This window comes from Paenibacillus campi (assembly GCF_034659835.1).
In the GTDB taxonomy this organism is placed as follows: Bacteria; Bacillota; Bacilli; order Paenibacillales; family Paenibacillaceae; genus Saccharibacillus; species Saccharibacillus campi.
This window is the reverse complement of the sequence record NZ_JAXSQZ010000002.1, coordinates 592,900-611,287: the sequence shown is the minus strand read 5'-3', so window position 1 is coordinate 611,287 and position 18,388 is coordinate 592,900. Positions and strand designations below refer to the sequence as shown.

Below are 18,388 nucleotides of genomic sequence, written 5' to 3'. Positions count from 1 at the left end.
TTGCTGAAATGAGGAACGTTTAATGGAAGGACACGGAGAAGATTGTAAAGTATTTACAGCAGGCTACTCCTTTCACAGGAAACCTTTTTATATGCATGAACCGGATGGAATTCAAAATTATTTATTTCGTTTGCAAACTGAAGGCAATTGTCAGCTACGTGCGGATGGCAAGTTTGTCGATGTGGAAGTAGGCGATTTGCATATGTACGGGCCAGACGAACCGTATGAGCTACGAATTGATGCGATGCCCGGTTCTACTGGCAAACAGGCTGTCGAAAGCGGGGATTATCATATTTTTTTTGGTGGAGAATGGGCAGATCGTTGGTGGCATGAACAAGGGCGTCCAGCCAAAATCAAAATTCCGTTAACCGACAATATTACCGATCTGATGCGCCAAATCGCTATGGAAAAGCGGCGGATCGACAATCCGTATCCGGAAATTTGCAGTCATTATATGAAGATACTGTGCTTGTCCGTAGATCGGTATTTATCTGAACAGCCTACCGGAGGGCCGCGCACTTATCTGGCTTATCAAATCAAAAGCTATATCGAAGAAAATGCTTCTTCCGCCTTTAAATTAGAGGATGTTGCACTACATATCGGCATTAGCATATCGCGTGCCGTACATCTGTTTAAAGAAGCATTTGACACAACGATTATGCAGTATGCGCTTGATGTACGGCTGAATATGGCGCAGGAGCGAATTATGTTTAGCCCGATGCCATTGGAGGAAGTGGCTGAATCGTCTGGCTTTGCCAACTATACGTATTTTCACCGCGTTTTCCGCTCGCGCTTTGGCATGTCCCCCAAAGAGTTCCGGCTAACCAAACGAGAGCAGCAGCATATTACTTGATCACCACTACGGATATAACGCTGATCACTCGTCAAAACTCAAATGACACTGATTTAATCTAGCGACAACGATGTAAGCCAGCATATCGGTATGTAAAATGATGAACATGTGCAGTGTACAGCAAGCTAGTTCACCGCTGACGAGATCACGCTCATTGCGCAAACGATTCTACAGCTTATCCTTTTCGCTTGCACTTTATAGACAACCAAAACAGGCATATTGGTACAGCGTATCGCTGCCAATATGCCTGTTTGTCTATTTAACACATTGAGTTGAAAAACGGGGATCGGCTGCTTGCGATTAATGAGGGTATCTTTCATCCACAATGCGTGCAACGCGCGCGCTTTGACGATCATAATTCACTTTCATTGCCTGTTGTTACCCGACTTTAGCATGTACAGCTGTATCGATATCATTATTACAGTATGACATCTGTATCTGGCTTACACTGCTAATACTGCATCATGTTATTGGCAATTGTATTGCCCTCATACTGATTATAATAACGTCTACAACGCACAATATTGCGTTCATGACAAAGCGTCTTATTTTTGCGTGCTGTGCAGACGGTGCAATTCTTCGACCACATTACGACTGATCAGTTTGCCTTTGAAATAAATCAAATCTTCCGTATCACCTGTAAAAATACAGGAAGGTTCATACTTTTTAAGAATAATACGGTCGCTATCAACAAAAATTTCCAGTCCATCTTTAACATCGATATTCATAATACGACGCAGCTCAATCGGAATTACGACACGTCCAAGTTCATCTACTTTTCTTACAATACCAGTTGCTTTCATCATTTTCGTTTTCCTCCAATATCATAATTCTACATTTATCTACAAAATTTTTAAATCGTAATTGTTATTATTAAACCACATCATTTGCCGGATGCCAAGTTAATATTTATAAGAATATGAAAAATTTTTACTATTATTTATGCTCAAATTCGAATTACGATACATTTGGCGTCGAAATTACCCCCTTTTATATGAATGGTGAGTAATATTTATCTTTAACCTCTCCATTCCAGCTTTAAACATTATTCGTCATTTTTCTCTGTTTCTCCTGCTGTTAATTGTCGATTTATAATTTTTATTTAAATTTTTTATAAAAAAGAAAGGACAGGCATTACATCCCTTTAATGGATGAAAATTCCTGTCCGTATACTTCATTGCGTTATTTTGACTTTAGCATGAATTTATGAATATCATTCGTTTATCCAATATGATATACAATCTATTGAGCTTGCTGCCTAATATTGTTTATTTACTCGGAATAAACTGCCGCACCCAGCTGCCAAATCCTGCCGGATTACGCGATTGTATCAAAATGACCCCTTCGCCGCGGAAACGACAGACGATGCCTTCGCCACTGGTCACACTGGACAACCAGCCTTTGGACGCTTTTTCAATCTGATAATTCATATAGTTTGGCCATGCGACAAGGTGAGCATTATCAACGATCACTTCTTCTCCTTGAGCAAGATTGATCGCATGAATAGCACCATATGACGATAAAAATACGGTACCTCTGCCACGAATTTCGATAATAAAGAAGCCTTCACCTGAAAATAACCCTTTTTTCAAGTTTTGCATCTGTGTGCCGACTTCGATTCCTTCGGTTCCTGCCAAAAATCCGTCTTTTTGCACGTACAAATTATACGATCCATCCAATTCAACCGCAGTCACATCGCCAATGCTGGAAGGTGCCAGCAAGACTTCCGCCGGGCCGCGAGTGGAACGCAGCTCTTGAAAAAAGAATTTCTCCCCCGATAACATACGACCGAGACCACCCATCAGCCCGCCATCCATTGTGCCTTTAATGTCTACATTTGGAGACATCGACACCATCGCGCCCGACTCGGCTTTGATCGCTTCTCCTTGTTCGATATGTACTTTCAACATCGCAAACGCGCCTTCATACAAAATTTCATATTTCATGTTCATGCACCTATCCCTTCCAAAATATTGAGATATCAAGCTTATATGTATTATGACATTTCAGCTTGACCGCTGTATATATGCGCTCTACTGGATGCGTATTATCGTTGCTCGCTGCCTATACGTTATGCCAGCTAGCATACCATTGTATGCTATCGCGATTGCATGAATCGAGTTGGATACGAATTCGATATCAGGCTGTTTTATCCGCAAGGTGATTGTACAATCGGCAATCGGTATGCCAAGACAAAGCATCCATCTAATTGATCACAACGGGAGAGGAGCTTTATTTTTCAATATAAATAGCCGTATCCTCTTTAATTACGCCAAAAAGGATACGGCTACTGCCAGCAGATCGATCATATGAGTTCTGCGAGCTTAGCGTTTACTCATCTTCCTGCTGTTGACGCTGTTGCAGCTTCTGGCGCGCATCCAATGCTTCGCTTACCACAAATGCCAGATCGTCATTTCCATACATCGACAATACGCCAAACAGCGTATCATTTGGAATATCGCCAGCTTCTTCTTTGGGCACAGTCAAACGAATGCCCTGCTCCAAACGCGGATTGTCCAACTGATCCGGATAAGCGCTGTAATACAACTCCCTCGCATCAAAGCCACGATTCACACACCATTGCGTAAACACTAAAATCATCATATCTTCATCCTGGCGATAACTTTCCACAATCTGTTCTTCGCGCTGTTTGATCATTTCGGCGCGAGTCATTTCCATATCATCAAAGTCACTCATTATGCTGTCTCCTTTTTATACATTTGCAATTAGCTCCTCCACTAACCGATGCGTATCCAGCACGAGATCGGCGCGAATGTTACATTGCTGCGGTGTATCCAAATGACTCCAAAAATGCTCGACCACGCCCGTAAAACCGCGCCGCTGCCAAATACTTTCCCAATTGCCAGGGCTTTGCTGCTGTGGCAGTGTGTCTTTTTCATACAAATATAACTGTTCCATATTCACCACTTCAGCCGAACACCCACTACCATGCAATACGAGCTTTTCCAAATCAGCGCCCGCATTGCGCGCCATGCTGTATTGCCCATAGCGTCCTTTGCCAAGCGACAACATTCCTGAAGTATGCAGCAGTGCGCCATTGCTATCATTACTTTGCTTATGCAATTGATGGGCTAATATGTCATACCGTTCATTACCCAACCATACTAGCAAATCGAGCATATGAATCAAATCATCATACATCGTCTCGCGTGCAGGCAAATGTTGTAACCGTGTACGATGCTTGCTCACCTCACATAGCTCAAAGCCCCCTGCTTCCGCCAGCCATGCCGACGCCTGCTTATATAAAGGCGCAAACCGACGATTAAACCCAACTGCAAGCAGCACACCTTTCTGTTCGGCAAGCGCTGCTAGCCGCTCGGCTTGCTTTAGCTCATAAGCGAGCGGCTTATCGACATAGACCGGCAAGCCCATTTTAAGACAAGCGCTGACCACTTCAAAATGAGTCGTTGTCGGGCTATGTACAAACACAGCATCCACATCCCATTTGACGAGCTCGTGCAGCTCTGTACTACCGTGCACAATACGATACTGATCCATCGTCTGCTGAACGGTCGTTTCGGTTCGACTCACGACACCGACCAGCTCAACATCAGAGTGCGCTGACAATAACGGCACATACACTTTGTGCGCGATATCACCAAGTCCTACGATAGCGATCCGTTTGCGTTTTCCTGTTCCTGCTGCCTTGCCCATCCTACCGTCTCCCCTTTTTTCACAGATCATCTTATTATAACAGTATCACCGCATACGGTCATGGCGCGGCTCGCTAGTGTATAACATCGCTAGCCACTTGACCGCGAATGATTGGCATTCGTATTTGTACCAAAACATACTTCTATATGATCGCTACTATCGTTCATCCTTAATGACCTCTATTGCGTATAACGAGTAGGCTAGCTCCCTCTAACTGATCGTATGCTTGTGTTATTCGATTGAACATGACACATGATGAACGAGAGAACATGATAGATGAGCAAGATCAGAATAAAAGAGCGGACATCGACCAAAATAAGTCTAAAAACGTATTCGGAGTCGCTATCCTACAATAAAATGACAAAAGATTGAATGTATAAAGCTAGCATCATTAAATTTAGAAAGCATAAATAAGTGTTATGATTACGATCATCGTTCGCTTTCTTTTGAAATAATTACCATATACGCTATCCTTTTTATATTGCATGTGATATAATAGTGTTCCAGTATCTTGTATGTATATTAAAAATAAAGTACAGGTGTTTGATGATGTAAGCTTATGTTATGATGTAAGCTGCAAAGCAAGATTGAATATAACCTCGCAGCTACGGGTATATTACAATGACTGGCATTGTCCAGCATTTCCAATTTTAACGACTCTGATGAAATGGAGTGAATGATACATGACTGAAGCTCATTATGAACAAGCAACCTTTGCCGGTGGATGTTTCTGGTGCATGGTCACACCGTTTGAAGAACTTCCTGGCATTATTAGTATCCGTTCCGGCTACACCGGCGGACATACCGAAAATCCGACCTATGAAGAAGTATGCACCGAGACGACCGGGCATGCAGAAGCAGTACAGATCGTATTTGATCCAACGATTTTCCCGTACAGCAAGCTGTTGGAACTGTTCTGGCAACAGATTGATCCGACCGATGCGGGTGGACAATTTTACGATCGCGGTTCTTCGTATCGGACGGCGATTTTTTACCATAACGAGCAGCAACGCGAACTTGCCGAGCAAACGAAGCAACAACTGCAAGCTAGCGGACGATTTGATAAACCGATCGCTACGACGATCGAACCAGCACAAACGTTTTACGAAGCAGAAACGTATCATCAAGATTACCACAAAAAAAATCCAGGTCATTACAAACGTTACCGCAAAGGTTCCGGACGCGATGCGTTTATCGAAAAACACTGGTCCAAACCGATCGACAAACAAGAGCTTAAACAGCGCTTGAGTGATATGCAATACAAAGTCACGCAGCAAAACGGTACAGAACCCGCTTTCCATAATGAGTTCTGGGATCATCATGGCGACGGTATTTACGTGGACATCGTATCCGGCGAGCCGCTATTCAGCTCTACCGACAAATACGATTCCGGTTGTGGTTGGCCAAGCTTTACCCGTCCGATCCGCGACTACCATGTCAAAGAACATATGGACCTTAGCCACTTTATGGTACGTACCGAAGTCCGTAGCCGTGAAGCCGACTCCCATCTTGGACACGTCTTTGATGATGGCCCAGGTGCAAACGGATTGCGCTATTGCATCAATTCAGCAGCATTACGCTTCGTACCGAAAGAGCAACTAGATGAAGAAGGTTATGGTGAATACAAAGTGTTGTTTCAATAAGCAAAATGTGATGACAAATGCAACTATGTACGTTTGAAATTAAACAGCATAGACTATACGAATATGGGGGCGGCAGAGATGATTCTGCCGTCTTTTTGTTGTGCTGATAAGGCTATACTCGATACTTAAGCATGTGCGCATATTTAAAAAACATATCAAACTGCCCATAAAGCCGCCTAAGCATATCATAACAACTAGCACACGCATCCAACCGTTTCGGCATAGTTAAATCGGGTAAAACATCGTTACAGAACATTATATTATGATCAGATACAATGAAATGGACAGCGCTGCGTTGTATAATGCGTTGTATACGTAAATGGCAAATGTATCGCTCTGTAATGATGATGCTACCTTATATACAAACATATCCGTTTGCATCAGCATCATTCATCTACCAACATGATGCTGGACAATGTTAAACTCATTTTAACATTCAACAGGCGATCCCCATTCGTATACTCTTTTACACATGATCCATTTCCCATTGTTATCTATCACCAAAGGAGCGATCACCATGCCGTGGAGCCAAAATGATTACCCAACATCGATGAAAAATTTGGACAACCGTGTACGTAATAAAGCGATCGAGATTGCCAATGCATTGCTGGAAGAAGGCTATGAGGAAGGTCGCGCGATTGCGATCGCCACCTCCAAAGCGGAAGAATGGGACGACAATCATCCTGAGGGCAAAGCCAAAGATTGAGCGTAGTTGGACGGTATGTAGTTATGAAGGCGTTCACTTGTAAAGACGGTATTATAATGTCAATGCGTATTTTACGCTGGTACATTGTCTTGAATCGGATCATTCTATTATGATCTCTATAGTATAAAAGATAGGTCGCGCTACATCGATTTTGTTTACGAAGCTTGTTTTGTAAACGTAGTATCGTTCAATAAGTATCCATATTCACACAATGCTGCGCTTTATCCCTGAGTATAATTTGTTCCAAAGCAGCCTGTCTGCACGGTATCGCTATGTCAGCCAAATAGCGATATCGCGCAAACAGGCTTTTTGATCTGTTATTGCTATTGTTAATGTTTTATTGATGCGCCGCTACTTCCTTTTATGTCATTCTCGCTCGCTTAAGTCTAGCGCATCAACTAATCGTATCCAATCAAAAAATAAACCCGCAGCCGTGCAGCATAGTGCACAACTACGGATTACAATTGCTGCTGAAATTACTAGACGACCACGTGCATCGACGATCTTTTTCAGTGTAAAGATCGGCATAGTCACGCTAACTACAAAGATATGAGCTAGCTACAGATACGATACATGCGTTCGCTTAATACTATCGTGCTACATCATCTTCAACAGATCAAAGCCCTTTCAACGCATCCGCTACCGACTGCTCGCCGGAAATGACATCATACCCTTTACGATACGTGTTTTTATTGTCGATCAGATGAGCGATTACTTTCGCTACATCGGCGCGTGGGATGCTGCCGCTGTCCGCCAGACGCTCGGCAATTTGCACTTTTCCAGTGCCTGGATCGTTCAGCAAACCGCCTGGACGCACGATCGTGTAGTCAAGCGAGCTTGCTTCCAACAACCGATCAGCATAATGTTTAGCGACATAATACGGCTTGATCGCGTCCGACCATTTAGTCCGGTCATAAGCGAACAGTGCACTGACCAGTATAAAACGCGATACTCCTGCCTGTTCAGCCGCTTCCATACATTTGACCGCACCATCCAGATCGATGAGTAGTGTTTGGTCATCACCTGTACTGCCGCCCGAACCGGCGGTAAATACGATCGCATCCGCACCTGCCATCGTCTTGGACAGCTCCTCCACCGTTCCTGCTAGATCGCCAATTGCCGTCTGCGCACCTAGCTGTTCCAGCGCTTCCGCTTGCTCCGGCTTACGAATGACAGCGGTGACGCTATGATCGGTTTCCTGAGCGATATATTGTGTGAGCAGTTTGCCGATTTGTCCGTTTGCCCCGATAACGGTAATGTTCATATTCAAATCCTCCTCTAACGAGCGAATACGTGGATATCCAATCATCCACAGCGATGTCAGCCTGCTCTATTCAGGCTCCATTACATCGTTACCCTAAAATGGATACCGATTACCACCTATCACTTGTTAGCTGAGCGGATATTAGTTCCACGATGCCGGTTTGATCTCGACTGGCTCGATTTCCGCCACTTTCATATAGTTCTGCCCCCAATTATACATCGCATCCAAAATCGGCATTAAACTTTCGCCAATTTCGGTGAGTGAATATTCCACTTTGGGCGGTACGACCGGATACACTTCACGGTGCACGATCAAGTCTTCTTCCAACTCGCGCAACTGACTGACTAGCATACGCTGGGTAATGCCTGGAATAAGTGATTTAAGTTCACCAAAGCGTTTGGTGCCTGTTTTGCCCAAATGCCACAAGATGAGCATCTTCCATTTGCCCCCGATCACCGACAATGTCAGTTCCTTTTCACAGTTAAAAATACGTTCTCGCATGTATCTGTTCCTCCATTTCGATCTGTTGTTATCCGTCAAAACCGTTGCTATAGCTCATAGTATACTTTTAGGCACTATGTAAAAAAAAAGTGCGTACTTACTTGAACTAACGTCTTTACTTTATACTAGCACTATAGCGAACGCAATGGTGATCGTGCAGATAAGATCATCATTTTGCTCACAAAACCGATTGTTCGCATTGAAATAATAACTTATGCCGGATATGGCTACTACAGGAGGAATTTTGAATATGGAACTGCAACTCGCACTTGATCTCGTTAACATCCCAGAAGGCATCGCACTCGTAAAAGAAGTGGAGCCATTTATCGATATCGTAGAAATTGGTACACCGATCGTCATTAACGAAGGATTGCATGCTGTTAAAGCGATGAAAGAAGCTTTTCCTAATCTGAAAGTACTTGCCGATCTGAAAATTATGGATGCAGGCGGTTATGAAATTATGAAAGCATCCGAAGCTGGTGCTGACATTGTTACCGTACTGGGCGCAAGCAATGATCTGACGATCAAAGGCTGCGTCGACGAAGCGCAAAAACAAGGTCGCAAAGTGCTCGTCGATATGATTAACGTACAGGACATCGCCACTCGTGCACGAGAACTTGATGAGCTTGGTGTCGACTACATCTGTGTGCATACAGGCTATGATGGACAAGCGGCAGGGCAAAGCCCATTTGCTGATCTGGCAACGATCAAAAGTGTCGTAAAACATGCCAAAACAGCGGTTGCAGGCGGTATCAAACTAGCAACGATGCCTGAAGTGATTCAAGCGAACCCTGATCTCGTGATCGTTGGCGGTGGTATTACAAGCCAGGATGATAAAGCGGCTACAGCTTCGCAATTCCGCGAGCTGATCGCACAGGCGTAAAGCGATGAGCCAGCTTCATTCCGCGAAAGTTCCGGTTTCAGCGCAGCTGGAGCGCATTTTGCAAGAGCTACAGGGCACATTAGCCGCTATTTCCAGTGAACAGGTCGAGCAGCTTGCTACCCGCATTTTGCAGGCTCGTTCTATTTTCACAGCAGGCGCAGGACGTTCCGGGTTAATGTCGCGTGCACTGGCGATGCGGCTTATGCAGCTTGGACTACAGGCGTATGTCGTTGGTGAAACGGTAACGCCCAAAGCAGGCAAAGGCGATCTGCTCATTATCGTCTCCGGTTCCGGTGAGACAAAAGGACTGGACAATATGGCAGATAAAGCGCTGCAAGCTGAAGTTGATATCGCCGCCGTCACGATCTTTCCCGAATCTTCCATCGGACGCAAAGCCAATCTGATCATCCAGGTGCCAGGCGCTCCCAAAGACCGTGCTCAGCAAGGCAACACAAACACCGTACAACCGATGGGTTCACTGTTTGAGCAGACGGTACTGCTGCTGTTTGACGGTTTAATGCTGCATTTAATGGAACAACGCGGCGGTGATACGGCAGCGATGTTCAGCAATCACGCCAATTTGGAGTAGTCGTGCAGCGTTACGTATCGTGTAATACTGTGCCAGGCAGATTATTGCTGCACAGAAATCTTTGGATGATTACCGCTTATACGGCTTCTACATGTAACCGTTCGTCTACAAGTAACGGTTCGGTATGTTCAACATCATAAAAGCACGCTCTTGTCCTTCATATGTTTATATTGATCCCTAAACGATCCTGTTGCGTCTGTATTGGCGCATATAGGATCGTTTTTGGTATATTATTGTTTATTTATGTAGAAATGATCGATCATTCATTCTACTCCATCTTTTACTGGACTTTAGTTGAGTCTATATTTATCCATTACCTGCGACCTCGCCAACTCGAATTTAAAGTTCAAGCTACTTCAGCTTATTAAAATATACTTGCATCACAAATTATGCCGCTCCTGTTTGCTTTACAAGATTGGTATTCACATTTAGTGTAGTCAAGACGCTACTCTATCTCAAATAAAAATCAGGATTGGCTTTGTTTATATGTGTTCCCAATTAACATTAGCAATCGCCTTTGTCATTTGGAACGTTTTGTAATATAATATTAGTAACGACACACAAGTAACATAGTATCTAAAAGTAACAAATATTAAAATCGAACTGGATAGCCGCTGACAGCAGCTATTCATTTTATTTGAGGTGATGATTATGTTAAAACTGGGCATTCTTGACCAGTCTCATATTAATGAAGGTCAAAACGCAATCGATGCGTTAAATAACACATTGGAGCTTGCACAAGCGGCAGATCGTCTCGGTTATTCGCGGTATTGGATGTCCGAACATCACGATTTCCCAAGTCTCGCCCATTCCAGCCCGGAAATTATGATTTCGCATATCGCTGCGCATACAGCGCGCATTCGCGTCGGTTCTGGTGGCATTATGTTGCCACATTACAGTGCGTATAAAGTAGCGGAAACATTCCGTTTGCTGGAAGCACTGTATCCGAAGCGGATCGATCTCGGTGTAGGGCGTGCACCTGGCGGTACACCGCTTGTCAATCGGGCGATGCAGGAAGGCAAATTTCCGTCTATGCATGCCGCCGATCGGTATCCGCAACAGATCGTTGATCTGATCGGCTATTTGAACGATGCTACGCCAACGGATCATCGTTATGCCGGTTTGACCGCTCAGCCAAACATCGATACGATGCCAGAATTGTGGCTGCTCGGTTCCAGTGGCGGCACAGCGGAGCTGGCGGCGATGACAGGCGCGTCGTATGCATTTGCCCAATTTTTCGGCACCACTGGTGGCGAAGATGCGGTTGCCCATTACAAAGCAAATTTCAAACCATCCGTCATGTCGCCAACACCGAAGTCGTTAGCAGCGATTACGGTCGCATGTGCAGACACCGAGGAAGAAGCCGAATATTTGATGCGTAGCAATGATCTGTATTTCTTAGCGTTGCGTCAAAATCGTCCATTGCCTTATTTGCCATCCGCACAGACGGCTGCTGATTATCATTATAATGCGATGGAAATGACGAATATTCGCGATAGCCGCCGCTTCCGCGTAGTCGGTACACCGGAGCAAGTCAAAGAGCGTTTAGTACAGTTTGCAGCGGATTACCAAACCGATGAGTTGCTGATCGTATCGGCGATCCACGATAACAAGGCGCGCATTCGCTCGTATGAGCTGCTGGCAGAGGCGTTTAAGCTAAATGAGCATACAGCGGTGAACGCTTAAATTTTATATTGATTAATCTTTATGATAGAGCAGACGACAGCACATAAACTAACCCAAAAAAGCAGTGGTGCTTAGGATATCCCTACCGCTGCTTTTCCGGTTAGTTTCATTTTCCGCTTACTTCCAATTACGATCTGAGTTATATTCCGTTTGTTTTGTGATAATAACGATGCGTACTTATTCGCACTTACGCACTTGTAACTTGTATGATGCCAAGCGATCGTTTTATGTGCGGTAAGTCATCGATCGAAATGAACAGAGCGCTGCGATTATTTGGATTTAACTATGGCTAACCGTCCTGCTGAATATAATTTGCTGGCAGATGGTCGACAAGCCATACGTCATGACCGGCATCATAAAATTGCACGCCGTGCAAGGCAGCAGCTGCGGCATCAATACGCAGCATTAGCAGCTTACCTTTACGTTGACCTGCCAGTGCGGCAAACGCCGTGCTCGCTGACAGATGTACATACTGTCTTCCCATCGGCTTTAAACCTTCACGGTGAATAACATCCCAGACGGATTCGGCTGTACCATGATACAGCACAGATGGCGGCGTTGTCGCCGCATAACGAACTTCCGGGCGGCTATGCCCATAACGCGCGCGGATGCGTTCTCCAACGATTTCAAAGCGCTGCTTATCCGACTGTGCGACAACGTTACGTACTTCCGCCTCGGTTACTACACCTGTATCGCCATGCGTTGACAATGCCAGCACTAGCTCGTGCAGCAGACAAGAACCGTCTTCAGGATCGAGTACAATGCCATACTCATCCGGGCGATGTCTGAGTACAAAACTCATTTGCTTGCTCAGTTGTCGTTCACGTTTAACGTTCATCATTGTTCATACTTCCTTTCCTCGTCTAACACGGATAAAGCTGTTTTATTCGTAGGTTTGCACCAAAATGACATGATTAAAACGATGTTCATTTACAATTTGAAATGTTAGGATGAATATATCAAACGTAGAGAATGTTCACGAAATGGAGAGAAACTATGCAAAATAACGAAATATCCGCAACCGGAGCAACCACAAATGGACGCTTTCCGGTCGCTCTGTTCTGCCTGACCGCAGGCGCATTTGCGATCGGTATGACCGAATTTGTCATTATGGGTTTATTGCCTAATGTCGCTAGCGATCTGCAAGTAACGATTCCACAAGCAGGGCAGCTTATTACCGGTTATGCGCTTGGCGTCGCTGTCGGTGCACCATTGCTAACTATCGCAACGAATCGGGTGGCACAAAAACCGCTGCTTTGCTTGCTCATGTTCATTTTTATCGTCGGTAATCTGGTAGCAGCACTTGCTCCCAATTATAACGTACTGATGATCTCCCGGCTTTTCACTGCACTTGCACACGGTACATTTCTCGGTACAGGTTCATTGATCGCTGCCAGACTCGTTCGTCCTGACAAACGTGCTGGCGCAGTATCGTTAGTGCTTGCCGGTTTGACGATCGCTAACATTATTGGCGTGCCATTTGGTACATTGATTGGACAGCAGCTTGGGTGGCGGTCTTCATTTGGCGCGATCACTGTCATGGGCGTCATTTCGCTGCTCGGTATTATATGGCTTATTCCGAAAATTCACCAGTCCGAGCAACCGAGTTTGGTCAAAGAAGTACGCAGTTTGTTGCATCCGCAAGTACTGCTTATTTTGTTGACCGGCGCTTTTGGATGTTGCAGTTTATTTACAGTATTTACGTATATTACTCCGCTGCTAACCGATGTGACCGGATTTCAGGAAAGCAATGTCACTTGGATTCTCGTTATGTATGGCATCGGCGTAACACTTGGCAATTTGCTCGGTGGGCGGCTTGCCGACTGGAAGCTGATGCCGTCCGTCATTGCGATTTTCGCACTGCTGTCGATATTGCTGTTTATTTTATCCGCTGTGCTGCACTCGCCGGTATTAACACTAATCGTTATTTTCCTATGGGGGATGGCGGCATTTGGCATTATGCCAGGCATTCAGTTGCGGATTATGAATCTGGCGCATGAAGCACCACGGCTTGCCGCCACCTCGAGCCATTCGGCGCTTAATCTTGGCAATGCGGCTGGTGCGTTTATCGGTGGCGTCGTGATCACCCATGCCGGATTGATCGAAGTGCCGCTAGTTGGTGGCATGCTCGCTGCGCTCGGAACCGGCGGTGCGGTGCTCAGCTATTATTTGGTGGAAAAACGCAAACTGCGCGCGGCATAAGCAAATCGTCGACGATCGTTATCGATGTAAATGAATGCGAAGGAATCGATCTCATGGTCATTCCTCCTATACAATAAGGGCGTGCTGCACGGAGAAATCCGATACAGCACGCCCTTATTGGTAATTCGATGCATCGCTCATGCGACCAAGCCGATATGAGCCGTACATGTCGAGTATGACGATGCAAACCGTTAGCATATCCATCTGCAACGATGCCATCCTGAATATACGCTAGCATATTAAGACGAACGAGGCAGTGTCGAAGCTGTTGGCACTTGAACAGCAGTAGCTGCATCCTTTACTTTACGTACTGTAAATGGCATTCTCAGCTCTACCGTCACAGTCCAAGTAATCATTTTGCCAGCGAGCCATACCGCTAACATCGTAAACATCGTTTCTTTAAATGGCAGAAACAGCAAGCACAGACCGAGCACGATTACGTCTCCAACAAAAAAAACGTTACCGATCTTCCAACCTTTCCAATCACTGATCAAACGGGACAATACATCGTCGCCTCCCGTGGCCCCTCCGTAACGGAGAACAATTCCAGCGCCAAGTCCAGTTAATATACCAGACAATACAGCGGCTGCGAGCAGACTTCCGTGCAAGTCCACGACAAACGGCGATAATTGCTCAAATCCCGCATAGAACAGTGAGAATGCACCTGCTCCGATCATCGTCATTATCATAAAGCGATGCCCTTTGAGCCACCAGGCAAGCGCAATTACCGGAATATCAAGCACAAGCGTACTCCATGCCGGCGACCAACCAAACAAATATTTGCCTAGCAAAGCCAAACCAACAAATCCGCCTTCCGACAGATTATTGTGAAAATTAATGTGATAATAAGTAAACGCAAGAATAAACGTACCGATTAAAATTGCAGCAACTTGCTTTGCTACAACCTTCCAATTGTCATTTGTTCTTCTCCTCATACAGGCTCCCTCTTTTTCTCGTAAGTGTGGTCATGAATGACCTGTTCTCACGGGAGGCGCACCTGGAGGAATTCATCCTTCGCATACATGCTGCTCCTTTTCCGTAAGATAGGCCAATAGGTTGGGCACTACATTACGGAGGAGCTAAGTATAAGAGAGATCATAACGTTTCCAAATCGTCCTTTGGGAAATCATCCTTCGGGGACACATGGTATCCTGATCCTTTCTGGTGTTAGAGTTTAAATCTGTATCTATTATACCACGGACAGCAGATCGCTAAACAACTTACCAAATCGCCGCATTTTGCAATAAGTCGCAACAGTTTGCAATAAACTGTCATTTTCCTGCTCTTTTGTGCTACAGGTTCACTATCCTACCGCTTTTGCTTCCATATGCTCTGTTTCTCATCATCGTGGTTGAAGGAGTCGTTAATCCGCGCCATTACGTCATTTTCCGCGATAATAAAGCGTTAAAACAACGATAACATACCGTTTACACTTCTCGCTCCCTCTAGCTCGCTAAAAGGGGAAATTTAGCTATTTTTTGCTTGATTATTCTATCTACTTACAGTTGCTTACGCAGCGAAATGATCATCGATCGGCAACCATACGTGCATATATCTATGCAGCTCAATATCGATATACGATCCTAAACACTACGCTTATGGCTTCGATCGATCCAGATGATGTAGCAGCTGTTTAACGATATAAAACGAATGACCCGCCGCTTCCAATTGTTGACTAACTTCTGCTGCTGGCATCGGTCGGTTAACATAATAGCCCTGGATTTCATCACAACCAGCCGTTTTCAAAAATTTCAATTGCGCTTCTGTCTCCACGCCTTCAGCCAGTACATGAATATGCAGCGCCTTGCCAAGTGCGACAATCGCTTCTGCCATCCGGCAATCTTCGTCGACATCGTCGATACAACTAACAAAACTGCGATCAATTTTCAGTAGCGATGGACGCAATTGTTTAACATAAGCGAGTGAAGCATATCCACTGCCAAAATCGTCAATCGCCAACTGTACGCCACGTTCGCGCAACTTATTCAGTTGGATGATTACACGCTCTACATTATGAATCGCCAGCGATTCGGTAATTTCCAACACGAGCTGTTGTGGCTCCATGCCCGTCTCCGCCATAATTTCCAAAAAGCGTTCTGCCAGATGCTCATCATGAAACTGATGCGGTGATACGTTCACACTCATCCGAAAATTACCGTACCCCAACTGTTGCCAAAGGCGCTGCTGCTCGCACGCCGTTCGCAGCACCCACGCACCGATTGGAATGATCAGTCCGGTTTCCTCAGCAATCGGGATAAACTCAAGCGGCGAAATGATGCCAAGTTCAGGATGCTTCCAGCGCAGCAGCGCCTCCATCCCTTCAATTTGTCCGTTATCAAGTCTGACCTGATACTGGTAGTACAGTTCCAGCTCATTGCGGCACAATACGCTACGCAGTGAGCTTTCCAGATGAAGACGATTGCCATAATGCGCACCGATCGCATCGGTGAAAAAGACGGCTTCCTGACGGGCACTCTTTTTCGCTTCATACATGGCGGCATCGGCATTTTTGACCAACTCATCCAAAGTGATTCCATCTTGCGGGTAAATCGCCACACCGATACTGACCGAAATATACAATAGATGACCATCGATATTCATCGGCTCTTGCAAACATTGCTTAATCTCGTCGACAACCCGTTCTACATGAGCATGACCTTGCAACGGATCGATCAGCAAAATAAATTCATCCCCACCAAGACGTGCCAGCGATCTATCCACCGATAACTGATTGCGAAAGCGTTCAGCCGCCATCTGTAAAATGCGATCGCCTGCCGCATGCCCAAGACTGTCATTCACATATTTAAAACGATCAAAATCAAAAAACAGCACTGCCAGTTCACGTTTACCAGCAGCAGCTTCAACTTGTGTCTGCAATTGCTCATAAAATTGACGCCGATTAGGCAGTCCGGTCAATTCATCATGCCTTGCTGCATGATCGCTTAGTCGCAAATGCTGACGCAACCGACGCAGCAATATATCGTTTTCGGAAAGAGACAGCACTTGGCGAATCGAGATCAACAATATACCAAGTACACAACTGAACAGCAGTATGCTAAATGAACCGAATTGCGTCACAACTACAATCATCAGCAACAATGTCACACTAACATAAGGCAACAGCCGCTTGACGGATAGCTTTGCTTCGAACGCATACAACACCGGCAATATGTCCTGCGCTACAGGTTGCTTCAAAAAATGAATGCCTGCAAATGCCGTCAACATTAGCGATATGCTCCATAATGGATCGATCAAGCTACCGCTCCGGTACAGCCCATGCTCCAGCATATAAAAATAAACCATATCCGCTGCGGCAAATACGAGCAATGACCACATTAGCAACCATCCGGTACGACTGTACTGCTGATCTACGCGTGCAAACAACAACAATACAAGCATAAAAATAAGCACCAGCTCCACAATCGGATAACTAAGATTGACAAGCAATATGCCCCAATTGCTATGATCGGCATCCAAACTGCGCTGCATGATCGGTTCCACAATTAGCGCCCAGCTCATCGCCACAATCGTCAGCATAAAAATCGATGTATCTAGCAAAAAGCGAATTTTCCCTAACCCGCGTAAATTGCGGCGGCTTAACAATAATAATGCGATCAAAATAAGCACATTATGAAGAATCCAAAAAAAGTCATCATACCCGACTATCGCCGTCGCAAACGGAGCATGCTGAACAGGCAGTAACAAAACAAAAATGGAGCAACCATAACAAAAATGGCTCAGCGCAAGCAATGTCCAAAATGTCCTCGTCCTGCCGCTGCACTGACTCGCCACAATCGCTAATACCGCAGTCGTTAGCAAAGCCGGAATCATATTAAGTAGCGGTCCCATCGCTGCTAGCATAGACTCATTATGCCGATAGCTGAATAGCAGCGCATAATTGATAAGTAGCCCGCTCGCTGCAATCATATAAGCATAATGACGATAACGATACATCATACTTTCCCCTCCTAGTACTTTGACCAAGATTAATCTGATTTTTGAAGCTAGATCAAGCTCTTATTTATAAAGAATTTAGTACGCAGACCAGGTTGAAACTTAACTTGGTCTGCGTACTAGGGCGTGTCTTCAAACTGCTTTACAGATCGTTCGATACGGGTAATTTGCATCAGATTAGGCTGTACAGGGCTTATTTCTGAACTTTGTGAACAATAAAATGATGCGTAAGATCGTTTAAAGACACCACCTATTGGTTTGTCTCAAATGGAAATTGTGTTTGAACGTCCCTAAATCGATTCAGCACCAAGCGATTGTTGGATTGACAAACTGTAAATGTACTTGAGACAAGCTACTAGTCTATCCAGACACGAAACCCTTTATTAACTTGGTCATTATATCGGCATATATATGGTATTTTTTAACTATAAA

16 protein-coding genes are annotated in these 18,388 nt (G+C 45.0%); 7 read left to right on the top strand and 9 right to left on the bottom strand.

Annotated elements, in window-relative coordinates; genetic code table 11:
• The first annotated feature begins 22 nt into the window (after window positions 1-22).
• Window positions 23-853: an AraC family transcriptional regulator gene (locus U1I11_RS07775; protein WP_322905364.1), complete on the top strand. Its 831-nt coding sequence runs from the start codon at window positions 23-25 to the stop codon at window positions 851-853.
• A gap of 545 nt (window positions 854-1,398) precedes the next feature.
• On the opposite strand, the gene U1I11_RS07770 is transcribed toward U1I11_RS07775, so the two are convergent.
• The 4 genes from U1I11_RS07770 to U1I11_RS07755 form a co-directional block, all read right to left on the bottom strand.
• Window positions 1,399-1,659: an AbrB/MazE/SpoVT family DNA-binding domain-containing protein gene (locus tag U1I11_RS07770; protein WP_322905362.1), complete on the bottom strand. Its 261-nt coding sequence runs from the start codon at window positions 1,657-1,659 to the stop codon at window positions 1,399-1,401.
• A gap of 462 nt (window positions 1,660-2,121) precedes the next feature.
• Window positions 2,122-2,799, bottom strand: coding sequence for a TIGR00266 family protein (locus U1I11_RS07765; RefSeq protein WP_322905360.1), 678 nt, complete (start codon window positions 2,797-2,799; stop codon window positions 2,122-2,124).
• A 385-nt stretch (window positions 2,800-3,184) separates the two neighbouring features.
• Window positions 3,185-3,550: a hypothetical protein gene (locus U1I11_RS07760; RefSeq protein ID WP_322905358.1), complete on the bottom strand. Its 366-nt coding sequence runs from the start codon at window positions 3,548-3,550 to the stop codon at window positions 3,185-3,187.
• Between the two features lie 15 nt (window positions 3,551-3,565).
• Window positions 3,566-4,528: a Gfo/Idh/MocA family protein gene (locus U1I11_RS07755; RefSeq protein ID WP_322905356.1), complete on the bottom strand. Its 963-nt coding sequence runs from the start codon at window positions 4,526-4,528 to the stop codon at window positions 3,566-3,568.
• Between the two features lie 683 nt (window positions 4,529-5,211).
• Between U1I11_RS07755 and msrA the strand changes: the two genes are divergently transcribed.
• Together msrA and U1I11_RS07745 are read left to right on the top strand one after the other, a co-directional pair.
• The gene (msrA, locus tag U1I11_RS07750; RefSeq protein WP_322905354.1) at window positions 5,212-6,171 is read left to right on the top strand and encodes a peptide-methionine (S)-S-oxide reductase MsrA; all 960 of its coding nucleotides are present in this window, start codon (window positions 5,212-5,214) and stop codon (window positions 6,169-6,171) included.
• 517 nt (window positions 6,172-6,688) lie between these two features.
• The gene (locus U1I11_RS07745) at window positions 6,689-6,877 is read left to right on the top strand and encodes a DUF2188 domain-containing protein (RefSeq protein ID WP_322905352.1); all 189 of its coding nucleotides are present in this window, start codon (window positions 6,689-6,691) and stop codon (window positions 6,875-6,877) included.
• Window positions 6,878-7,493: 616 nt separating this feature from the next.
• Here U1I11_RS07745 and U1I11_RS07740 read toward each other — a convergent pair.
• Entirely contained in the window at window positions 7,494-8,141 is a 648-nt protein-coding gene (locus tag U1I11_RS07740; RefSeq protein WP_322905350.1) for an SDR family oxidoreductase, read from the bottom strand.
• Between the two features lie 141 nt (window positions 8,142-8,282).
• Complete coding sequence (locus U1I11_RS07735; protein WP_322905349.1) at window positions 8,283-8,642, bottom strand: transcriptional activator HxlR; 360 nt, start codon at window positions 8,640-8,642, stop codon at window positions 8,283-8,285.
• 250 nt (window positions 8,643-8,892) lie between these two features.
• On the opposite strand from U1I11_RS07735, the gene hxlA reads away from it, so the two are divergent.
• The 3 genes from hxlA (at window position 8,893) to U1I11_RS07720 (ending at window position 11,800) form a co-directional block, all read left to right on the top strand.
• Window positions 8,893-9,525: a 3-hexulose-6-phosphate synthase gene (gene hxlA, locus U1I11_RS07730; RefSeq protein ID WP_322905347.1), complete on the top strand. Its 633-nt coding sequence runs from the start codon at window positions 8,893-8,895 to the stop codon at window positions 9,523-9,525.
• A 4-nt stretch (window positions 9,526-9,529) separates the two neighbouring features.
• On the top strand, window positions 9,530-10,114 hold the full coding sequence (gene hxlB / locus U1I11_RS07725; protein WP_322905346.1) for a 6-phospho-3-hexuloisomerase: 585 nt from the start codon (window positions 9,530-9,532) through the stop codon (window positions 10,112-10,114).
• Between the two features lie 651 nt (window positions 10,115-10,765).
• Complete coding sequence (locus U1I11_RS07720) at window positions 10,766-11,800, top strand: LLM class flavin-dependent oxidoreductase (RefSeq protein WP_322905344.1); 1,035 nt, start codon at window positions 10,766-10,768, stop codon at window positions 11,798-11,800.
• A gap of 289 nt (window positions 11,801-12,089) precedes the next feature.
• Here the strand turns inward: U1I11_RS07720 and U1I11_RS07715 are convergent, their stop codons facing one another.
• A complete protein-coding gene (locus tag U1I11_RS07715; protein ID WP_322905342.1) occupies window positions 12,090-12,641 on the bottom strand; it encodes an RNA 2'-phosphotransferase in 552 nt (183 codons plus the stop codon).
• 155 nt (window positions 12,642-12,796) lie between these two features.
• Between U1I11_RS07715 and U1I11_RS07710 the strand changes: the two genes are divergently transcribed.
• On the top strand, window positions 12,797-14,002 hold the full coding sequence (locus U1I11_RS07710) for an MFS transporter (protein ID WP_322905340.1): 1,206 nt from the start codon (window positions 12,797-12,799) through the stop codon (window positions 14,000-14,002).
• Between the two features lie 239 nt (window positions 14,003-14,241).
• Here the strand turns inward: U1I11_RS07710 and U1I11_RS07705 are convergent, their stop codons facing one another.
• The gene (locus tag U1I11_RS07705; RefSeq protein WP_322905338.1) at window positions 14,242-14,937 is read right to left on the bottom strand and encodes a YitT family protein; all 696 of its coding nucleotides are present in this window, start codon (window positions 14,935-14,937) and stop codon (window positions 14,242-14,244) included.
• A gap of 661 nt (window positions 14,938-15,598) precedes the next feature.
• Entirely contained in the window at window positions 15,599-17,959 is a 2,361-nt protein-coding gene (locus tag U1I11_RS07700) for a putative bifunctional diguanylate cyclase/phosphodiesterase (protein ID WP_322905336.1), read from the bottom strand.
• Window positions 17,960-18,388: the final 429 nt, after the last annotated feature.